Raw genomic sequence first — 20,270 nt, forward strand, 5'->3', positions numbered from 1 at the left:
GAAACGGATTATTACTATCTTGCCACGATAATGACAGTTTCATCATTAATTTCATGTGAAGAAGCATCTAAAATTCTTTCCAGACTTTCACAAAGAGCCTGAAGATGTTCCAGGTTTTTGGATAAGAAGACGGGGACACCGCTGTTGATGACCAGGTCTTTGTCTGTTGTAATGATCGCTTTTATATCTGGGTTTTCTGCCATGATTCATTCTTCCTTTCAAGCATGAGGGGAAACCTCCTATTTGCCTCTGTCGCCTTCGCTCGGCAGCCTTATCGCGCTGTCAAGTACAGGGACATGCTCCAAGACCGACTTAATTTGATGGAACTCCTTTTCTTGAGGCATCAAAAACAAGGCGACCCTCCCATCGTCCATATTTCTTTTTGAGAGAGGAACAATATCCGGTTCACCTGTATCCAGATAGGCCCCAAGTATATTCGCGACGTGATGCAGCATCGCCTGCCTTTGTCCAAGATTTGAGATAGTCACAACACTATTTTTATTTCTGGGAGTAATGATGGCTCCAACCCCACGTTCCAAAATCAACTTTCGGCTGGATTTCAACCCGACATTTTTTATATGTATATCACTGACGTAAAGATTAGGACCTTCAAAACGAATTCCTCCCTCGGAGACATCCGCGATATCTGCTAAAACGTTCCCTGTCATATTTCGCTTAACGAAGAAAAGCATTATAATCCCGGCGATAATCCCTGCCACTGTTGAAAATACGGCAAACAGGGTGGTAACAAGACCAGTAAACATGACAAGATAGTTTCTGCTTTCAAAAGCTTGGGCCATCCCTTCTATGAAAGGAGTACCGCGCTTTACCAGTTCACTTGAATCTATATTTGTCAACGTTTCACGCTCCATTTTTCTGACTTCCCGGAACTGTGTTGCTGCAAGTCCCAAAAAAGTAACCGCGGTCCAATTCGATTCAAGTACTGCCGGAATGGCAACTGCTCCGATAAAAGACGCTATAAATCCCAGTGAGAGGTGGATGATCCGTCCCTGAGGATATGTCGGGTACTGCCTGAAGTCAGTCCGAAGCAAGAACACCCTGGCTAAACAGCCAAAAAAAATTCCAATTAGTACAGATAACAAATGTTGTTCCATATAAATCTCCTTTAAACCTGAAAGCCGTTCCTAATAAATTAGGTTAACCACCCGCAAAGATTATATTCTAAGACGAAGGTAAACAGGCGATGGGCGGATAAAGGATAGGTAAAGATAGAGTGAAATAGAGTATATAAAATCTGAAAGTGGGTATCGGTACTTAACTAAAAATCTATTGAACAGGGGAGGTAAACAGAGCATTTAGTAAGATAAGGCAACGATAACAAATAATATGCAGGCTAACTCTGTGTCAGCCGGATTAATCACTAAAATCAGCGTTTATCTCCATTTGATATCGCCAAGTTTGTTCGATAACCTTAATAGTGGCACGTGTTTTGAATAACTTTGTTCAATATTTCACTCATTTTGTTACGTAATAAAATGGCGGGACTTCAAAACTGGAACATTTATAAAAAAGAAAAAGGAGAAGACAACGTGAAAAAAATCGGCAGCATTTTAGCTGCAGCAATGCTTCTATTGTTGGCAGCATGCGGGGGAAGCGAGAACAATGCAGCAAAATCGAAAAAAGGAACGGATAAAATAATATTTGCTGATGCAGGCTGGGACAGCATCAGAGTTCATAATGAAATTGCACAAAAAATCCTGGAAGAAGGATATGGATATAAAACCGATGCGACAGCGGGATCAACTTCAGCCACACTTCAAGGGCTGAGAAAAGGCGATATAGACGTATACATGGAAGTTTGGACTGACAATGTCAAAGATGTATATGAAGACGCTGTTAAATCAGGGGATATCATTAAAACTTCGGTGAATTTCAATGACAATGACCAAGGCCTTTATGTTCCTTCTTACGTCATTCATGGGGATAAAGAGCGCGGGATCAAGCCATTAGCACCGGACTTAAAAACAGTAGAAGATTTAAAGAAATATCCCGAGGTTTTTGCTGATCCCGAGGATCCAGAAAGAGGAAGAGTGATCAATGCACCGAGCGGGTGGGTAGTGGCTGATCATATTGATGCTAAATTTGAGGCGTACGGATTGGATGAAACACTCAACAATTTCATGCCGGGATCAGATTCAGCTATCGTTGCGTCACTTGTTGATGCTTATAAATCAGGCAAAGGCTGGGTCGGTTATTACTGGTCTCCGACAGCGATCACTGCCAAGTATGATCTAGTTCTGCTAGAAGAACCGGAATATGATGAGAAAATCTGGGAAGAAACTAAAAAGACACAATTCCCTCCAAATGATGTCGTCACGGCAGTGAACAAAAATATGCCGGAACGGGCCCCGGAAGCTGTAGAATTTCTTAAAAATTATGAAACTAGCAGTGCATTGACGGAAGCTGCCTTAAAATACATGGAGGACGAAGGAGCCTCCGCTGAAGAAACTGCCATTTGGTGGTTGAAAGAGCATGAGGATGTTTGGACGAAATGGATTCCTGAAGATAAAGCACAAAAAGTAAAGGAAGCTCTTTAAGTATATAGCAGCTGGCCGGTTGTGCTGGCTGCTTTTTCTCAATAGAAATTTGAAATAGGTGAGGTTAATAGAATGATGGAATTTCCTGATATAAGGACAAATTTAGGCAGTTATGTCAACGATCTAGTCGATTTTCTTGACAGGACCCTGGAAGGGTTCTTTGATTTTATCTTTTTGATTACTTCTCAGGCCATCAATGGGATACAGGACTTTTTATTATTGATGCCCTGGTGGTTCTTTATCATTGTCATCTTTTTGCTCGGGTGGTACTTCCGAACTGTTTTTTCGGGTGTTTTATATGCGGGATTTATATTTTTGATCGGTACATTTGGCTTGTGGGAAGATATGATGACCACTATCGCCATTATTTTAACCGCAGTTCTCATATGCCTGATGATCGGAATTCCATTGGGAATATGGATGTCTTACAGCAACGGTTTTTCGACTGTCATGCGACCGATATTGGATGCCATGCAAACAATGCCGAGCTTTGTTTATTTAATTCCAGCCATCTTTTTCTTCGGTTTAGGTAACGTCTCCGCGATTTTCGCTACACTTATTTACGCTTTGCCGCCCGTAATCAGATTAACTGAACTTGCTATCCGCGGTGTAGATAAAGAAGTCATTGAGTCGGCTCAATCATTCGGATCTTCAAGATGGCAAATGCTGCGAAAAGTCCAGCTTCCCCAAGCGCTGCCTACCATCATGGCAGGTGTAAACCAGACAACGATGATGGCGCTAGCGATGGTTGTTATTGCTTCCATGGTCGGTGCTTCCGGGCTGGGAGAGCAAGTTCTTGTAGCAATCAACCGCATTGATATTGCATTGGGTTTCGAGGCTGGGATAAGCATCGTTTTTTTAGCTGTTATTATTGATCGAATTACAAATGGTGTTGCTGATAAGTTTCAAAAACACAGGAGGGTAGGGCAATGACGACACAAATCAAGCTTGAGCATGTTTCAAAAATTTTCGGTCCCAAACCGAAGTCTGTCATCCCTTTGATTAAAAAAGGCATGTCCAAGGCGGAAATACTGGAAAAGACCGGGCATACAGTAGGCGTTTACGATGCCTCGCTTAAAATAAAAAAGGGTGAAATATTTGTGATCATGGGGTTGTCCGGCAGTGGGAAATCCACTTTGATCCGTTGTTTCAATTTACTAAATAAACCGACTGACGGTGCAATTTATATAGACGATGAAAATATAATAAAGTGCAGTAATGTTGGATTAAAGAAAGTAAGGCAAGAGAAGATCGCCATGGTTTTTCAGCATTTCGGGCTGTTTAGCCATAGGACAGTTCTTGCGAATGTGGAATACGGTCTGGAAATCCGCCAAATCCCGAAAAAAGAGCGGAGAGAGATTGCATTGAAAAATATTGAAATTGTAGGACTGAAAGGTTATGAGGATAAATATCCCGATGAATTGTCTGGAGGAATGCAGCAACGGGTCGGCTTGGCCCGGGCATTGTCAAATGATCCTGACATCCTGTTGATGGATGAGCCGTTCAGTGCATTGGACCCCCTGATTCGTAGAGAAATGCAGATTGAACTGCTCGATATACAGAACAGGTTGCAAAAAACGATCATTTTTATTACCCATGATGTGAATGAGGCATTTAAATTGGGTGACCGGGTAGCAGTTATGAAAGACGGGCATGTTGTCCAAGTCGGGACACCGGAAGAAATCATCGAAAATCCTGCTAATGAATATATCTCCGAGTTTATCAAAGATATCGACCGATCCAAAGTTCTTCAGGCAAATCATGTGATGATCAAGCCAAATGCTCTTGTTTCATTGAAAGACGGCCTGAATGTGGCGATCAAGGAAATGAAAACGAACGGAATTTCAAGTGTCTTTGTCGTTGATCGCCAACGCTGCGTAAAGGGAATAGTCACGATTGATGACGCGATCAAGGGGCTTAAGGAGAAGAAGCCCATGGAAGAAGTAATGCGCCATGATTTTACGATTGTAGAAGAAGATGAATATGTAAATGATTTGATTCCGAAAGTATTGGAGTCGAGATTTCCTCTTGCCGTCGTAAACGAAGAGAAAAAGCTCACTGGTTTTATTTTACGTGTTCACGTTCTGGCAAGTTTGACACCAGAAAACGGGATTGAAATCAACTAGTAATCAGAAGAGGAGCAGTTCATTTCTGCTCCTCTTTTTAATGACCTTGTAAACAGTGACCTGAGTGCTTTTATAATAAGAACTACCGAAAAAAGAACGATGACGATCACAGAAACTATCTCAATGATTGTTAAAAATCTGCGAGGGCCAGGAAGAAGAACCGTCAAAAACAAAAGGGCATAGCCGGCAATAATGGTTTCCAGATAAAGCTTAGAGATGGATTTTCAATGCACGACATAGGAAAGCCCCCCTTTACCACCATACTATGTACAACCCAAGATAATGGTGAGAATGATTGATTAACGGAAATAAGGGAAGCAGTATTGAATTTTCTTATAGTAATTGAAATCATATATGAAGTAGTATATGATATTAACAAGAACAACTCATTCTTAAAAAACGACGGTGGTGTGAAGAGTGGAAACAGTTTATATAAAAGGACCACTTAAAGAGAAAGCGCTGACAATTGAACCTTGTGTCATGGCTCTTGGTTTTTTTGATGGCGTTCATTTAGGGCATCGCAAGTTGATTGAAACCGCTAGGGAAATTGCAGAACAGAAAAACCTCACATTGACTGTGATGACTTTCTTTCCTCATCCGAGCAATGTACTGCCAGCTAAACAAAAAATTAACCGATATTTATCACCTTTAGATGTCAAAAAAGAAATTTTTAAAGAGTTAGGTGTTAAAAAGTTATTTATTGTGACTTTTAACCATGAATTCGCTAAACTCGAACCGGCAGATTTTGTTCAAAAGTACATTTGTGGTCTAAACTGCAAACATGTGGTGGCCGGGTTTGATTTTACATACGGGAACCAAGGCCTGGGAAACATGGAGACGATAAAGGAAGACGGATGTGGAGAATTTGATGTCACAGTTGTTTCAAAGGAAATGTATAAAGATATTAAGATCAGCTCCACTAAAATCAGGGAACTATTAAATGGTGGAGCAGTTGAGGCGGTCCCTCATTTTCTGGGAAACTTCTACTCTACTTATGGACAAATTGAAGGTGAGTCGTACGATTTAAAAAATCAAAAGACAGTAGTGAATATATCTTTCAAGGATGATTTTATGCTCCCTCAAAAAGGAACATATTTGGTCGGTTTGAAGACGGAACAATACATGTTTGAAGGAATCTGTATACTTTCTGAAAACGCTTCAGGCATTCATACAATCCATGTACATTCGAGAGAGAGGCTGAATCTAAATTCCACTCTAATGATACAATGGTTTTCGGAATTGGAAACGCTCTCTAAAGCAGAAGAAGATAAAACGGCAAAAAAAGATCAAATGGTTGTTTAAGTACCGTAATGGCTTATTCTCATCCTTCTTACCTCTCTTGAGAGAGGTTTTTAAAATTGTAATACCCTATAACGGGTAAGAAGTACAAGGAAGATTGGAACTCAAAAATGATTGTATAATAGAAATGATTGAATGTATTCAAAAAATAATGTATCCTACAATTTAATTTTATAGAAAGAGAGTGATTCATAATGATAGTCAGTTCTTTATATTCAGCTAACAAAAACAAGGTGCGGAAGTATTAATAAATCCAGTGAATTCTTCCGCATACAAAAACGGAGGAATTGAAATGTTTACTTATTATGGTGAATTAAGTACTGAGCTTTATAATTTTACAAAGCCTATTGGGCATTCAATCGGTGGAGATATTGAATACTATCTTGAAAGATTAAAGGGCACGAATGGGAAAATACTTGAAGCAGCAGTGGGTTCAGGACGTTTTTTAATACCTTTGCTTGAGAAAGGATATCTTGTTGACGGCATTGATTATTCACCGGCAATGTTAGATTCTTGTCGAAAACGTTGCAAAGAAAGAGGATTAAACCCGAATCTATATGAAGGTAACTTATGCAGTTTTACATTGCCTTCAAAATATGAAGTGATCGTCATACCGACGGGTTCCTTTTGTCTGATTGAGAAATTGGAGGATGCCAAAGATGCCCTGAAATGCTTTTATAAACATCTAAAACCTGAAGGTCGTGTAATAATTGACCTTCTAATACCTATTCATTGGCGTACAGGAGAAATCTCTACCTCAACTTATCCTTTTTCTGATGAGGACGGTATTTTAATAGAAAGCAAATCCGTTGAAATGAATTGGATAGACCAATATACTTTAACGCACTTAAAATATGAGAAATGGAAAAAAGGTAAGCTAGTGGACACTGAATTACAAAGATTTGCGCTCCGCTGGTATGGCGTAGAGGAATTCAAACTCATATTGGAGAGTATTGGTTTTTCTGAAATAACTTGCTCTGCCGACTATTGTTATAGGAAACAACCAACCAAAGAAACTGAATTGATTACATTTGAAGCAGTACGAAAATGATTCGTTATGATCTTATATATTGAGAAGAAAAACAGGCCCGGCGAAGACCGGGCTTAAATTTTCATGCCGTATGATAAAGTTATTTAATTCCTTGGATACCTCCACAATTGTGCTCTTTTCTGGAACAAGTTCATTGGCATTATACCTCTTATTTCTGATTTTGATTTTATTTTCCATAATGGCCCCTGAAATCCAGCATCGTTTCCAACCCCCTATTAGAACTAACCTTCTTTTTGCTTGATAATGTAATATAATCATTATTAAATGCAGGATATATATAAACATGATTAAATTATATAAACATAAACGAATTTTGGAGGTAAAGTATGGAATGGTCACTAGAGGATATTGAGAAAGCTAGTCAAATAAACTCTTCTTTTTATATACCAACTTTAAAAGAAAGAAAAAGTCAAAAAAAGGGGGATCTTGTTAGATTGCATTTCCTAATCACAAGTCCCTCTGAAGATAGCCCCCGTGCTGAAAGAATGTGGGTTGAAATAACGGATAAAAAGTTTTTAGGAAATAAATTTGTTGGAGTATTGACTAATCAACCTGTATATATAAATTCCTTAAATGCTGGAGACATAATTGAATTTGAGCCAAAACATATTGCAAGGATAATGATTAAACGAAATGACCCTCGCCGGTTAGAGATTGGTGAGAAAGTGGCATTAGTCTCAAAAAAGTGTTTAGAGAAAGATGGGGTAGTTCGCTGGATGTACCGAGAACAACCGGAAGGTGAGGAAGACAGTGGCTGGAGGCTGTTTAATGGAGATGAAAGTGAGGATTATAATAGTAATACCACAATATAAAAATCATTAATATTTATTATTTGGTTGATAAAGATCCGAGCTTATTTGTACCCTTTAAAGGAGAAATAGGGTCTGCATTTGAACGTGAAAACAAAGACGCTTCTTGGGAAGAAGTAAAAGATTGGTGAAAGTTGAATTAACGAATTAATTTATACAGCATGAAACTATAATTTAGTGAGCAGGCTGGATTTTTTTATAGGACTTATATTTGACAGCCGGATATACAACGTTAAGGAGATTACAATATTAAAAAGCCCAATTTCTCAATATAGTGTCCCCTATAGAGTATAGACACAAAAAAAGTCTATCTATAGGGCACTTATTTGTATAATTTAAGAAACACAACTAGAGTACGTCTAAATAAATATATCTGTTGTAATACAAAAAACTTTATGTATAATTAGACGAGTGAAGAATGATGTATCGGCTGTAGTGTTTTTCCAAAACACTGATCGGTCCATCAGTTTCTTCGCTTTTTTCTGTTAATGTCAGTTTTCAGTGCGGAAATGGGGAGAAAAATGGAATTTACAATTGTTTTTCAATCAATAATGATTATTACGATGATGATCATCATCGGTGCTATATTGGCAAGAACTTCGCCGTTAAATAATGAAACACGGACCTTGTTCATCAAGATGATTGTTAATGTGGCCATGCCGTGCATCATTCTATCAAGTATTTTCCACGTTGATATGAATGGAGATATGTTTAAGAAGATTGTATTGGTATTTGCTTTATCCATCATCATAAATGTTGTCGGTATTGCAATTGGCTGGATTTTTGCAGTCCTTTTTCAAAAGGACTCGAATCGGACCAGGGAAATTGCATTGCTGTCTGGACTCGGAAATACCGGTTTCATCGGCATCCCGCTGTGCGCTGCATTATTGGGGCCTGAAGGTGCCTTGTATGCGGCTATTTTTGATGCAGGGGTCGATGTTACAATCTGGACAGTCGGTGTTGTAATGCTGCAAAAAAATCGGAAATTTGCATTACAAACATTAAAATCCATGATTAACATTCCGACAGTTGCCATTGTTGTTGGCCTGTTTGCTGCTTTTTTCAATATGAAGCCTCCGGAAATCATCATAGGATTGACTGATAGGCTTGCTGCACTGGCAGCTCCGCTCGCTATGTTTTATATTGGGATGATGATTATGGGGCTGCAGCGAGGAAATGTTCGCCAGTCAGTGCCTAAAACATGGGTTCCAATTACAGTAAAGCTCATATTGCTTCCGGTTGCCACCATCTTTATGATTCATTTCTTTAATTTTGATTCAGTGTTGATACAAACGGTTCTCATACAATCAATGATGCCTACCATTACATTGGCCTCCATTTTATTTGCCAGGTATTCAGCGGATGAACAGATGGGAGCTGTTACGACCGTACTTTCGACACTTCTTGGATTGATTACCATCCCGTTCATGGTCTATATCATGAGCGCCTTCATCAACTAGACTTGCTTTTTGAATAATTCATGCTATAGTGAAGATTGAACGCATCTCTTATCTCTTCACCGATCTTCTATTAAACTGAAAACTGAATACGATTGTCTGCTAGGGGAGCATTTTGCTGAGAGAAATCATTGATTGACACCCTTTGAACCTGATCTGGTTTATACCAGCGTAGGGAAGCAGGCTGAGTATACGATTTTGTATAGTTGTACAGCCGCTTCCTTTTTTGGGGCGGTTTTTTGTGTTTGTAAGCAGGGGATAGAGATGCAATAAACATAAGGGAGCTGCGAATAAATGCCAGTTGAGAAGATGTTATTTACAGACAGACTTTATGAAAGTGCCAAAGGGATTTGGGAAAAGAGCTATCACCATCCATTTGTTCAAGGAATTGGGAAGGGGACGCTTGCTGAAGATACATTCATCTATTATATGAAACAGGATTATGCCTATCTGATCGATTATGTGAAACTGTTTGCCATTGGCGTGCAAAAGGCTCAGAATCTCGAAACGATGGAGCGATTTGCCCATTTGCTTCATGAACATCTTCATTTTGAGATGGAGCTGCATCGGCAATATGCAGCTGAATTTGGAATAACAAGAGAGGAATTGGAAGCAACTGAACCTACACCTGTCAATCTCGCCTATACCCGCTATATGTTAAACGTTGCGCATAATGGAACTCTTGCCGAATTGATTGCCGCTTTGCTCCCATGTGCCTGGCATTATGCCGAAACCGGAAAGCGATTGAAAGAGCAATATAAAGACGGTCTGGAAAGCAACCCTTACAAAAAATGGATCGAGACCTACTCTTCGGATCAATTTGGAGCATTGGGCCAATGGCTGATTGAATTACTAAATGAGTTGACAGACGGTAAACCTGAAAGAGAGTTAACGGCACTTGAAAAACACTTCTTGATTACATCCAAATACGAATACCTCTTTTGGGATATGAATTACCTCAAACAAGATTGGCAAATTTGATTGAAGCTTCACCTCTAGGAGGGTGCATCATGAAGGTAAAGAAAATTGCAGCAACTGCAATGATTGCGGCTTTTACAACAATAACGAGCCATATTATATTCGTTCCAGTTGGTTTGGCAAAAATTTTTCCTGTGCAGCATTTTGCCAATATTGTTACGGCAGTGTTATTTGGTCCTACGTATGCATTGGCCCAAGCATTTGTCGTTTCAGTCATTAGAAACTTAGCAGGAACAGGATCATTTCTTGCTTTTCCAGGCAGTATGATAGGGGCATTTTTGGCGGGTTGGCTTTATACCAAGACAAAGAGGATGGAATTTGCTTTTTTAGGAGAGGTAATCGGAACAGGAGTGCTAGGAGCTCTCGCTGCTTACCCTATAGCCGAATTACTATTCGGGCAAGAGGCAGCCATTTTCGGATTGGTTCCTGCATTTGCCCTCAGTTCGATTGCCGGAGCGGTAATGGGATACAGTTTACTGAAAGTCATCATGAAAAATAGAGCGATTGGGGGTTTGCTTCATGAGAACAGCACTAACCATCGCCGGCTCTGATTCAGGAGGTGGAGCCGGGATACAAGCGGATTTAAAAACGTTTTCTGCCTTGGGAGTATTCGGGATGTCAGCTATTACTGCCATCACTGCCCAAAATACGGTTGAAGTAAGGTCCGTACAAAATATTGATTTGGATATTATCAATGATCAGATTTCAGCCGTTTTTGAAGATATCGGGGTAAATGCGGTAAAAATTGGTATGCTGGGTACTTCGGGAATTATCAAAACAGTTGCAAAAAGCCTGAAAAAATACAAGCCGGAACATATTATACTGGACCCTGTCATGGTTTCAAAAGGGGGACACCATTTATTGGAGCGTAATGCTGTAGCTGATCTCAATGAAATTCTATTGCCATTGTCTTCGTTGGTCACCCCGAATATTCCCGAAGCCGAAATATTGTCTGGTATGAAGATTCATTCTGAGCCCGACATGTATTTGGCTTGTAGAGAAATCATCGATAAGGGACCCGGAGCGGTCTTGATAAAAGGCGGTCATCTGGATGGAGATCCCAATGATCTCTTTTACGATGGCAAACAGTTTCATTTAATTAAAGGCGAACGGGTTGAAACAAAAAATGTCCACGGAACGGGATGTACGCTTTCTTCAGCCATTGCTGCCAACTTGGCGAAAGGTGAGAATATGTTAACGGCCATTGAAAATGCGAAGGATTATATTACGACTGCCATCGCTGAAAGCCTGGATATTGGCCAAGGTCATGGGCCTGCCCATCATTTTCACCAATTTTATGGACATGTCCATTGAGAGGGATAAAACGTGGAACAAGACATTGCAAAATTATTTGGTGAAATGAATAAAAAAAATCCATTGATCCATCAAATTACAAACCTTGTAACGATGAATGATTGTGCAAATGTGACATTGGCGGTGGGCGCATCACCTGTCATGGCTTTAAGTCCTTATGAGGCAGGAGACATGGCAATGTTGGCAAATGCGCTTGTCTTGAATATTGGGACGATGCAGGAGGACACTCTTAAAGGGATGAAAGTTGCAGGAAAAGCCGCCAATACCAAAGGAATACCTGTCGTATTTGATCCTGTAGGGGCAGGAGCCACTTTGTATCGTACAAATTGTGCAATGGAGATTCTCAAGGAAATCAGACCATCTGTCATTCGCGGCAACGCAAGCGAAATTAGCAAGCTGATTGGCGGTCCTTCAGTGACAAAAGGTGTTGATACAGGGTGTATTACAGTTCCAAACTGGGAAATAGCGAAGAAAACCGCCGCTTCCTTTAATTGTATTGCAGTCGTAAGTGGGGAAAAGGATGCGGTAAGTGATGGAAAAGATACATACATCATACAAAATGGACATCCGATGTTAACCAAAATCACTGGAACCGGATGTATGTCTTCCGTATTGATTGCATGTTTTGCAGCAATTGGCCATAATCTTTTACATTCTGCAGTGGCCGGCATCTCTCTTATGGGAATCGCCGGCGAAATGGCTGCCGCAAGTTTATCTGCGCAGGATGGCACCGGAACGTTCAAAGTAAAACTGATGGATTTCATTTCTCGTATAGATGGTGAAATGTGGATTAAAGGAGTACGGGTAAGTGCAGCGTGATATCGAATATAAACTTTACTTAGTGACAGAAGAAGATATGCCTCTCGAACAGCTTTTACCGATGATCAAACAGGCAGTAAATGGAGGAGCCAGCCTTGTTCAATTGAGGGAAAAAAGTTCCGGAGGAAAGATTTTTTATGAAAAAGCGCTTCAATTAAAAAACTTCCTCGATTCATTATCCATTCCATTAATCATTAATGACCGAGTTGATATTGCTTTGGCAGTGGAAGCGGCTGGAGTACATCTCGGACAATCAGATCTTCCGATGGAAGCGGTCAAAAAAATCATACCAGATTCCATGGTAGTCGGCATATCCGCTCATACTGTGGAGGAAGCTATTCTTGCCGAGGAAACGGGGGCGGATTATATTGGCGTAGGTTCCATCTTCCCAACATCTTCAAAATCTGATGCGAATCTTCTTCCGCAAGGGATGCTGGAAAAAATAATTGATTCGGTATCCATTCCAGTTGTCGCTATCGGTGGAATTACGGAAGAAAATGCAATACTGTTACAGAGCCATGAGTTGGACGGGATTGCCGTTATATCATCTATTACTAGAGCTGATGATCCAAAATCCGCTGCGGAACGGTTATTGAAAAATGCATTTAGGGTATAAAATTTAATAATGGAAGCCGGACCTATTGTAAGGGCCGGCTTTTTCAATTGGCAAGGGTATGGTTGCAAAATTCTGTTTGTTTTATTAAAAATTTCGCACAACGAAATATTATTCTTGTATTATTGCCCTATTCACTTTATGTTTAAGAGAGTAATGTTTCAAGTTTTGTAGCGAAAGGTGAATAATATGAAAAAAGAAAACCGGTCAACCAAGAATAAATTATGGACTAAATCCTTTACATTGCTGGTACTGGCAAATCTATTTATATTCATGAGTTTTCAGATGCTTATCCCAACAGTACCGCCTTATGTTAAGTCGTTGGGTGCCTCAGGCATTGAGATAGGAATGGTCACCATGGTGTTTTCTATCGGTGCTGTACTTATCAGGCCCTTTATTGGTTATTTACTGGAATTTTGCCAGCGTCGTTGGCTTATTTTAATTGGAGCTGCAGGCCTTTTGCTTGTTACGATCCTTTATCCCTTGACACAAATCGTCTTCATCTTGTTGGCATGCCGATTTCTGCATGGGTTTATGTGGGGATGGTCTTCAACCGTTAACGGAACGGCTGCAGTGGATATCGTACCCAATGACCGTATTGGTGAAGGAATGGGGTATTTTGGGCTTTCCATTACAGTTGGCATGATCATCGCTCCCAGTATTGGTATATTTTTGTATCAACATTATTCTTTTGATATCATGATCCTATTTTCTGCGGTTCTTGGTGTTATCGCTCTCCTTTTATTTTCAATCATAAAATATCAAACACCTGAAAGTGTAAAAATGATGAATAAAGAGGATGTTCGTTTTTCATTTTCGGACTCGCTTATCGAAACGTCCAGCTGGTTCCCTGCTTTTATCACTCTGCTCGCCACATTTGGGTACGGTACGATTGTCACGTTTATCGTTATATTTTCAGAAGAGCGCGGAATTGACCAAATATTTCTGTTCTATATTTTGAATGCTGTAACTGCAACCCTCGTCCGTCCGGTAACAGGAAGGTGGTTCGACAGGAACGGTCCAAAGTTTTTAGTCATCGTTTGTTCAGGTCTGACTTTCGTATCCATGTGGATTTTATCCTTTTCAACCGGCTGGGAAGGAATTGCGATTTCAGGCTGCTTATTCGGAGCCGGATATGGATCATTGATACCGGCCCTCCAGGCATGGGTACTGGCAAAAACGCCAAAAACACGAAGAGGGGTAGCGAATGGGATGTTTTATTCAGCGATCGATGTAGGCATTGGAATGAGTGGATTGGTTTTTGGAATGGTTGCGCTATTTATAGATACAGCTAAATTGTTCCAAATATCAAGTTTCTTCTTTATTGCTGTTATAGTTTTCACATTTTTTGCCGGAGAAAAAACGTTTCATCAGTTCGCTAACCGGGTGGGTAAGGATGTCGACATTTGAAAACCTCCTTGTCTCTATTTGAATTCATTTATCTAATACTATCGTAATGTGCCGGATGTAACAGGATGCAATATATTTGTAATAGAACATAAATAATCCTGTTATTCGTTTGATATGTTCCTCTGTTAGCATAGTCATCGTTAGCGATCTTCGACTAACAAAAAAGGAGGAGCAAAAATGAGAAAGAAGATTATCGCATTTTTCACAGGAGCCATTATTGTAGGGGTCTTGGCAGGTGGGCAGGCATCAGCTTCAGCCGAGGCATATAAGGTGCAGCAGGGCGATTCCTTATGGAGCATCTCGCAGAAGCACGGGACCTCAGTACAACAGTTAAAGTCCTGGAATGATCTTTCCAGCGATCTCATTTTTCCGAACCAACAGCTACATATTTCTGCTGATAAGGCTGTTAATAAAGAAAATAACATAGATGATATATATGTTGTTAAATCGGGAGATTCCTTATGGAAAATCTCACAAAAATTTGGAGTCCAAGTCAATGAGTTAATAGCTTGGAATAAATTATCATCTGATTTGATTCATCCTGGCCAAAAGCTCGCAGTGAAGGGTAATCCGGTACCGGTTCAAACTGAAACGGTAAATACAGTTTCACAACAACCGGCGCCTGAACAAAAAGAAGCAGTTGCACAGCAATCTGCCCCTAAGGAAACTCAAGCACCTGCGCAGCAACCTGCTCCTGAACAAGCTCAAGCACCTGCTGAAAAAAATGAGTCCGCAAGCCCGCAAGGCAACGAAATGACCGTAACAGCAACTGCTTATACTGCGTATTGCAATGGTTGCTCCGGTGTGACGGCTACAGGTATCGACCTTCGTTCAAATCCTGGCCAGAAAGTTATAGCTGTTGATCCATCTGTCATCCCACTCGGTTCAAAAGTTCATGTGGAGGGATATGGAACAGCAATTGCCGGTGATACAGGCGGAGCCATCAAGGGAAACAAAATTGATGTTTTTGTTCCTTCGAAATCGGAAGCAATGAAATTTGGAGTCAAAACAGTAAAAATTAAAGTGCTAAATTAATCAGACCCCTCTGAGAGACCTAACCATGAATGGTTAGGTCTTGTTTTATATAAGCAGGAATAAGGGTACGATAATGGAAAGGAGGAATGGATATGAATTTTAGCGTTGTAGGGATATATGATACAGAAAAAGAAGTCATAGGTGTCATTAAAACATTTCTTCTCGAAGGATTTAAAGAAGAGAATTTCTCCGTTTTAGCAGTAGATGAATCAAAAATAGGATTAATTGAAAAAGAAACAAATGTTCATGACAAGCATGTGTCCAGTGAAGAGGCATATGGAATTATAAGCGGTTTTCTGACAGGGATCAGCGGAGGTTTCATCGTACCGGGATTGACGGTTCCGGGATTGGGTCCTATTATTGCTGCTGGCCCCTTGGCATCACTCATTGAGGGAAAAAGTCATAAGGATGTCAAGGATCTGTTGATTACATCGGGATTAAAAGAAGAAGATGCAAATAGGTATGCTGATCAGTTGAATGAAGGAAAAATCATCCTGTTTTATGAACACGGTTCATCATAAGAATGCCGCTTTCCTTGCCAAAAATGGAAAACTTTCCGATAATGGGTAAGGGAGTAGCCGTGCTTACCCAATCATGACAGGGTATTGTTTATGAAGGGGAGAATACCAATGAATAAAATAAGCAAAAAAAGACCTGCGGTTCAAAGTAAGCCAGCCAAAAGGAAGCGCAGGGTTTTGCTTATGCTCATATTGCCTTTTGCAGCATTCATGCTGTTGCTTACATATCTGGAAAAACAAAATACAGAGATTCAAGATACACAGCCGAATGGGGAAATTCCAAGTGAATTCATGCCAATATATAAAGCTGCTGAAACAGAGTACGGCGTCCCATGGTATCTGTTGGCGGCGCATCATCGTGTGGAAACAATATTTTCCACAATGGATCCCATGATTTCACCTGTCGGTGCCGAGGGACACATGCAGTTCATGCCATGTACATTTGTAGGGTGGGCGCATCCCAGTTGTGAGGGACTTGGTGAAGGTGATATTCCGGAGGATGAAAAAACTGATCCTGCCGTGATAAAAAAATATGGCGGATATGGCGTTGATGCAAACGGTGATGGAAAAGCAGACCCATGGGACATCGAAGACTCGATATTCACGGCAGCGAATTATTTGGCTCAAAACGGAGCAGCCGCAGGCGACTTTGAGAAAGCTGTTTTTGCCTATAATCACAGCGACGAATACGTCGAAGAAGTTTTATATTATGCTGAAAAATTTCAAAGAGAATACAAAACGGGAGCATTAAGCTCCCGAGAATAAGGCAATGTTTAAGATTTGCGTCCTCTGGCCATAGCTCCCATGATAAGGCTGAGAACCAACACCAATATGATGGCTCCGATCAATGCAGGAACAATGGCGATCCCTGCCATCGTTGGCCCCCAATCTCCGAATAATGCTCCGCCAATCCAAGCTCCAATTATCCCTGCAATGATATTACCAATAATTCCACCGGGTACATCCTTACCCAAAATCAATCCAGCAAGCCAACCGATAATACCGCCAACAATCAGATATAATAGAAAGCCCATGTAAAATCATCTCCTTCTAAGAATTTTCTTTATTGCCTTGGTTTTATTATTGCCTGTTCAAATATAGGATAAACATTTTTTTACCTTCGTACTCATCGTTCCCATCTACAGTTCAATCTTCAAAGGCAAATCCAATTATTTTTATAATCCCGATGATTTTGTTATCATAAAAATTGGATTCGATTTTTAATAAGATTAACTTATTGTTTTCAATAACTTTCTTATTATTTACTTATGTCCCAACATGTAATATGATTAAATTGTGAACAAAGCCAATTCCTTTTCGGGATTGGCAAAATTGTTGTTCGGAAAAGAAACTATGATCAAAAGGGGTAATTGAAATGGCAAAAACTAAAAACGACATTTTTAACGCCCGCTCATCTTTTGAGATTGATGGCAAACGGTATCACTTTTATCGCTTGTCTGCCTTGGAAGATGAGGGAGTGGCATCGATCTCTCGTTTGCCATATTCCATTAAAGTACTGTTGGAATCTGTCCTAAGACAATATGACGGACGCGTAATTACAAAAGAGCACGTAGAGAATTTGGCAAAATGGGCAACTGGAGAGGTCCAGAACGGGGAAGTTCCATTTAAGCCTTCACGCGTCATTTTGCAGGACTTCACAGGTGTACCGGCAGTTGTTGATTTGGCAGCATTAAGGAAAGCCATGTCAGACCTCGGTGGGGATGCAGAAAAAATCAACCCTGAAATTCCTGTTGATTTGGTAATCGACCACTCTGTACAAGTTGATACGTATGGTTCTCCACAAGCACTTCAAGTGAACATGGACTATGAGTTTGAACGTAATGCTGAGCGCTATGAATTTTTAAGCTGGGCTCAAAAAGCATTTAAAAATTACCGTGCGGTTCCACCTGCAACTGGAATTGTCCACCAGGTTAACTTAGAATACCTTGCGAATGTTGTTCATTCCATTGAAACTCCGGACGGAGATTATGAGGCGTTTCCCGATACACTTGTCGGAACAGACTCCCATACTACAATGATCAATGGTATAGGTGTTCTCGGATGGGGTGTAGGCGGAATTGAAGCCGAAGCCGGTATGCTGGGGCAACCATCTTATTTCCCGATTCCGGAAGTTGTTGGGGTAAAATTGACAGGGGAGCTACCTAATGGAGCTACTGCGACGGATTTGGCATTAAAGGTGACAAATGTTCTTCGGGCACATGGCGTCGTAGGAAAATTTGTTGAGTTCTTCGGAGACGGAGTTTCTACATTACCGCTTGCAGATCGTGCGACAGTTGCAAACATGGCTCCTGAATACGGCGCAACATGTGGATTCTTCCCTGTAGATGAGGAAACATTGAATTACCTCCGTTTGACAGGACGCCCAGAAGAACAAGTGAAACTCGTTGAAAAATATTTGCGTGAAAATGATATGTTCTTCACAGTCGACAAAGAGGAGCCTGTTTATAAAGACATCGTGGAAATCAATCTTTCCGAGATTGAGGCAAATCTTTCAGGGCCAAAACGTCCGCAAGACCTGATCCCACTTTCTCAAATGCAGAACACATTCAAGGAAGCATTGAGCGCTCCTGTCAGCAACCAAAGCTTTGGTCTTGAACCTGCTGAAATTACAAAAGAAGCGTCAGTCAAGTTTGATGACGGCTCTGAAGAAAAAATGAAAACTGGTGCAGTTGTTATTGCAGCCATCACAAGCTGCACAAACACTTCAAACCCGTATGTAATGCTTGGAGCCGGGTTGCTTGCTAAAAAAGCCGTTGAAAAAGGGCTGCAAGTACCAAAATATGTGAAAACATCTCTTGCGCCGGGTTCCAAAGTTGTTACAGGATATTTGCGTGATGCGGGCTTAATGCCTTATTTGTCCAAGCTTGGATTCGACTTGGTCGGTTACGGCTGTACGACATGCATCGGAAACTCCGGTCCACTAAAGGACGAAATTGAAAAGTCAATCATAGAGAATGATCTTCTTGTCACATCTGTTCTTTCCGGAAATCGTAACTTTGAAGGTCGTATCCATCCGCTTGTAAAAGGGAACTATCTCGCATCACCTCCGCTTGTAGTTGCCTACGCACTTGCCGGAACTGTAGATATCGATTTAACAAAAGAGCCGCTTGGAAAAGATGCCGACGGCAATGACATTTACATGAAAGATATCTGGCCAAGCAAGGAAGAGGTTGCCGAAACTGTCAAAAAGACAGTTACACCGGAATTATTCCGTAAAGAATATGAACATGTATTCAGCGATAACAAGCGTTGGAATGAAATCAAAACAAGCAACGAACCTCTTTACAATTGGAATGCAGATTCAACATATATCCAAAATCCGCCGTTCTTTGAAAACTTATCCAAAGAATTGGCAACCATCGAACCTCTGAAAGACTTGCGTGTTGTTGGGAAATTCGGAGATTCGGTCACCACTGACCATATCTCTCCGGCTGGCGCAATTGGAAAAGATACGCCTGCAGGTAAATATTTACTTGACAATGGTGTCCAGCCTCGTGAGTTTAACTCTTACGGTTCACGAAGAGGAAACCACGAAGTCATGATGCGTGGTACATTCGCCAATATCCGTATCCGTAACCAGGTTGCTCCAGGTACGGAGGGCGGTTATTCCACATACTGGCCTACTGGCGAAGTCGGCTCCATGTATGATACATGCATGAGATACAAGGAAGATGGTACTGGTCTTGTCGTACTTGCAGGTAAAGACTATGGAATGGGGTCATCACGTGACTGGGCTGCTAAAGGAACTTACCTTCTTGGAATCAAAACGGTCATTGCTGAGAGCTATGAACGTATTCACCGTTCAAACCTCGCGATGATGGGCGTGCTTCCTTTACAGTTCAAAAAAGGCGAAAATGCGGATGTACTCGGGTTGACAGGAAAAGAAGTTATCAACGTTCAAATTGATGAAAATGTCAAACCGCGTGACATCGTTAAAGTTACCGCAGTAGCAGAAGATGGAAGCAAAACAGAATTTGAAGCTCTAGTCCGCTTTGATTCTGTCGTGGAAATCGACTATTACCGTAATGGCGGTATCCTGCCAATGGTTCTACGTGGGAAAGTCGCTGAATAAGAATTTACCTTACTTTCAGTAGATTTGACTTAACTATTGCAACCCAACATAAGGCTACTGTGTTTGTTGCACGAGTAGGATGTCCAGCAGCTTTGCTATCATTGTTGCCTAAAGTCCTTGAATAAGCTGGAGCACAGGAGCTTATAACGGTTATAACACTTTTTAAACAGAAACATCCTGCCATAAAGGC

General features: G+C 40.8%; 20 protein-coding genes and 1 riboswitch. Of the genes, 17 read left to right on the forward strand and 3 right to left on the reverse strand.

Annotated features, from left to right (window positions below; translation table 11 throughout):
* Window positions 1–14: 14 nt before the first annotated feature.
* Both C509_RS0112475 and C509_RS0112480 read right to left on the reverse strand, forming a co-directional pair.
* The gene (locus C509_RS0112475; RefSeq protein WP_018707273.1) at window positions 15–203 is read right to left on the reverse strand and encodes a capping complex subunit for YIEGIA; all 189 of its coding nucleotides are present in this window, start codon (window positions 201–203) and stop codon (window positions 15–17) included.
* A 36-nt stretch (window positions 204–239) separates the two neighbouring features.
* On the reverse strand, window positions 240–1,115 hold the full coding sequence (locus C509_RS0112480; RefSeq protein ID WP_018707274.1) for a YIEGIA family protein: 876 nt from the start codon (window positions 1,113–1,115) through the stop codon (window positions 240–242).
* Between the two features lie 435 nt (window positions 1,116–1,550).
* Between C509_RS0112480 and C509_RS0112485 the strand changes: the two genes are divergently transcribed.
* The 16 genes from C509_RS0112485 to C509_RS0112565 all read left to right on the forward strand — a co-directional run bounded on the left by C509_RS0112485 (window position 1,551) and on the right by C509_RS0112565 (window position 16,752).
* Window positions 1,551–2,558 carry an ABC transporter substrate-binding protein gene (locus tag C509_RS0112485; protein WP_026319836.1) on the forward strand — a complete coding sequence of 336 codons (1,008 nt, stop codon included), beginning with the start codon at window positions 1,551–1,553 and terminating at the stop codon, window positions 2,556–2,558.
* A gap of 72 nt (window positions 2,559–2,630) precedes the next feature.
* Window positions 2,631–3,491 (forward strand): ABC transporter permease, encoded by an 861-nt coding sequence (locus C509_RS0112490; RefSeq protein WP_018707276.1) that lies wholly within the window; start codon window positions 2,631–2,633, stop codon window positions 3,489–3,491.
* Window positions 3,488–4,684 carry a quaternary amine ABC transporter ATP-binding protein gene (locus tag C509_RS0112495; RefSeq protein ID WP_018707277.1) on the forward strand — a complete coding sequence of 399 codons (1,197 nt, stop codon included), beginning with the start codon at window positions 3,488–3,490 and terminating at the stop codon, window positions 4,682–4,684. The genes C509_RS0112490 and C509_RS0112495 overlap by 4 nt, the downstream gene beginning before the upstream one ends.
* Before the next feature lie 417 nt (window positions 4,685–5,101).
* Window positions 5,102–5,986, forward strand: coding sequence for an FAD synthetase family protein (locus C509_RS23885; protein WP_018707278.1), 885 nt, complete (start codon window positions 5,102–5,104; stop codon window positions 5,984–5,986).
* 289 nt (window positions 5,987–6,275) lie between these two features.
* Complete coding sequence (locus C509_RS0112505; protein WP_018707279.1) at window positions 6,276–7,034, forward strand: class I SAM-dependent methyltransferase; 759 nt, start codon at window positions 6,276–6,278, stop codon at window positions 7,032–7,034.
* Between the two features lie 326 nt (window positions 7,035–7,360).
* The gene (locus tag C509_RS23890; RefSeq protein WP_018707281.1) at window positions 7,361–7,846 is read left to right on the forward strand and encodes an immunity protein Imm33 domain-containing protein; all 486 of its coding nucleotides are present in this window, start codon (window positions 7,361–7,363) and stop codon (window positions 7,844–7,846) included.
* A gap of 518 nt (window positions 7,847–8,364) precedes the next feature.
* The gene (locus C509_RS0112520) at window positions 8,365–9,303 is read left to right on the forward strand and encodes an AEC family transporter (protein ID WP_018707282.1); all 939 of its coding nucleotides are present in this window, start codon (window positions 8,365–8,367) and stop codon (window positions 9,301–9,303) included.
* A gap of 91 nt (window positions 9,304–9,394) precedes the next feature.
* A riboswitch (TPP riboswitch) is annotated at window positions 9,395–9,495 on the forward strand.
* A 99-nt stretch (window positions 9,496–9,594) separates the two neighbouring features.
* Window positions 9,595–10,281 carry a thiaminase II gene (gene tenA, locus C509_RS0112525; RefSeq protein ID WP_018707283.1) on the forward strand — a complete coding sequence of 229 codons (687 nt, stop codon included), beginning with the start codon at window positions 9,595–9,597 and terminating at the stop codon, window positions 10,279–10,281.
* A 29-nt stretch (window positions 10,282–10,310) separates the two neighbouring features.
* A complete protein-coding gene (gene thiW / locus C509_RS0112530; protein ID WP_018707284.1) occupies window positions 10,311–10,829 on the forward strand; it encodes an energy coupling factor transporter S component ThiW in 519 nt (172 codons plus the stop codon).
* Window positions 10,798–11,592: a bifunctional hydroxymethylpyrimidine kinase/phosphomethylpyrimidine kinase gene (thiD, locus tag C509_RS0112535; RefSeq protein ID WP_018707285.1), complete on the forward strand. Its 795-nt coding sequence runs from the start codon at window positions 10,798–10,800 to the stop codon at window positions 11,590–11,592. Before thiW ends, thiD begins: the two co-directional genes overlap by 32 nt.
* 12 nt (window positions 11,593–11,604) lie before the next feature.
* Window positions 11,605–12,411, forward strand: a complete 807-nt coding sequence (gene thiM / locus C509_RS0112540) for a hydroxyethylthiazole kinase (RefSeq protein ID WP_018707286.1) — start codon at window positions 11,605–11,607, stop codon at window positions 12,409–12,411.
* Window positions 12,401–13,027, forward strand: a complete 627-nt coding sequence (gene thiE / locus C509_RS0112545; protein WP_018707287.1) for a thiamine phosphate synthase — start codon at window positions 12,401–12,403, stop codon at window positions 13,025–13,027. Before thiM ends, thiE begins: the two co-directional genes overlap by 11 nt.
* 186 nt (window positions 13,028–13,213) lie before the next feature.
* Entirely contained in the window at window positions 13,214–14,434 is a 1,221-nt protein-coding gene (locus tag C509_RS0112550; RefSeq protein ID WP_018707288.1) for an MFS transporter, read from the forward strand.
* A gap of 177 nt (window positions 14,435–14,611) precedes the next feature.
* Window positions 14,612–15,469 carry a 3D domain-containing protein gene (locus C509_RS0112555; RefSeq protein ID WP_018707289.1) on the forward strand — a complete coding sequence of 286 codons (858 nt, stop codon included), beginning with the start codon at window positions 14,612–14,614 and terminating at the stop codon, window positions 15,467–15,469.
* A gap of 92 nt (window positions 15,470–15,561) precedes the next feature.
* The gene (locus C509_RS0112560; RefSeq protein WP_018707290.1) at window positions 15,562–15,990 is read left to right on the forward strand and encodes a general stress protein; all 429 of its coding nucleotides are present in this window, start codon (window positions 15,562–15,564) and stop codon (window positions 15,988–15,990) included.
* 108 nt (window positions 15,991–16,098) lie between these two features.
* The gene (locus tag C509_RS0112565) at window positions 16,099–16,752 is read left to right on the forward strand and encodes a lytic transglycosylase domain-containing protein (RefSeq protein ID WP_018707291.1); all 654 of its coding nucleotides are present in this window, start codon (window positions 16,099–16,101) and stop codon (window positions 16,750–16,752) included.
* A gap of 8 nt (window positions 16,753–16,760) precedes the next feature.
* Here the strand turns inward: C509_RS0112565 and C509_RS0112570 are convergent, their stop codons facing one another.
* Window positions 16,761–17,021, reverse strand: coding sequence for a GlsB/YeaQ/YmgE family stress response membrane protein (locus C509_RS0112570; protein WP_018707292.1), 261 nt, complete (start codon window positions 17,019–17,021; stop codon window positions 16,761–16,763).
* 341 nt (window positions 17,022–17,362) lie between these two features.
* On the opposite strand from C509_RS0112570, the gene acnA reads away from it, so the two are divergent.
* On the forward strand, window positions 17,363–20,080 hold the full coding sequence (acnA, locus tag C509_RS0112575; RefSeq protein ID WP_018707293.1) for an aconitate hydratase AcnA: 2,718 nt from the start codon (window positions 17,363–17,365) through the stop codon (window positions 20,078–20,080).
* The last annotated feature ends 190 nt before the right edge of the window (window positions 20,081–20,270 follow it).

It is taken from the genome of Siminovitchia fordii DSM 16014 = CIP 108821, assembly GCF_000374565.1.
Taxonomy (GTDB): Bacteria; Bacillota; Bacilli; order Bacillales; family Bacillaceae_C; genus Siminovitchia; species Siminovitchia fordii.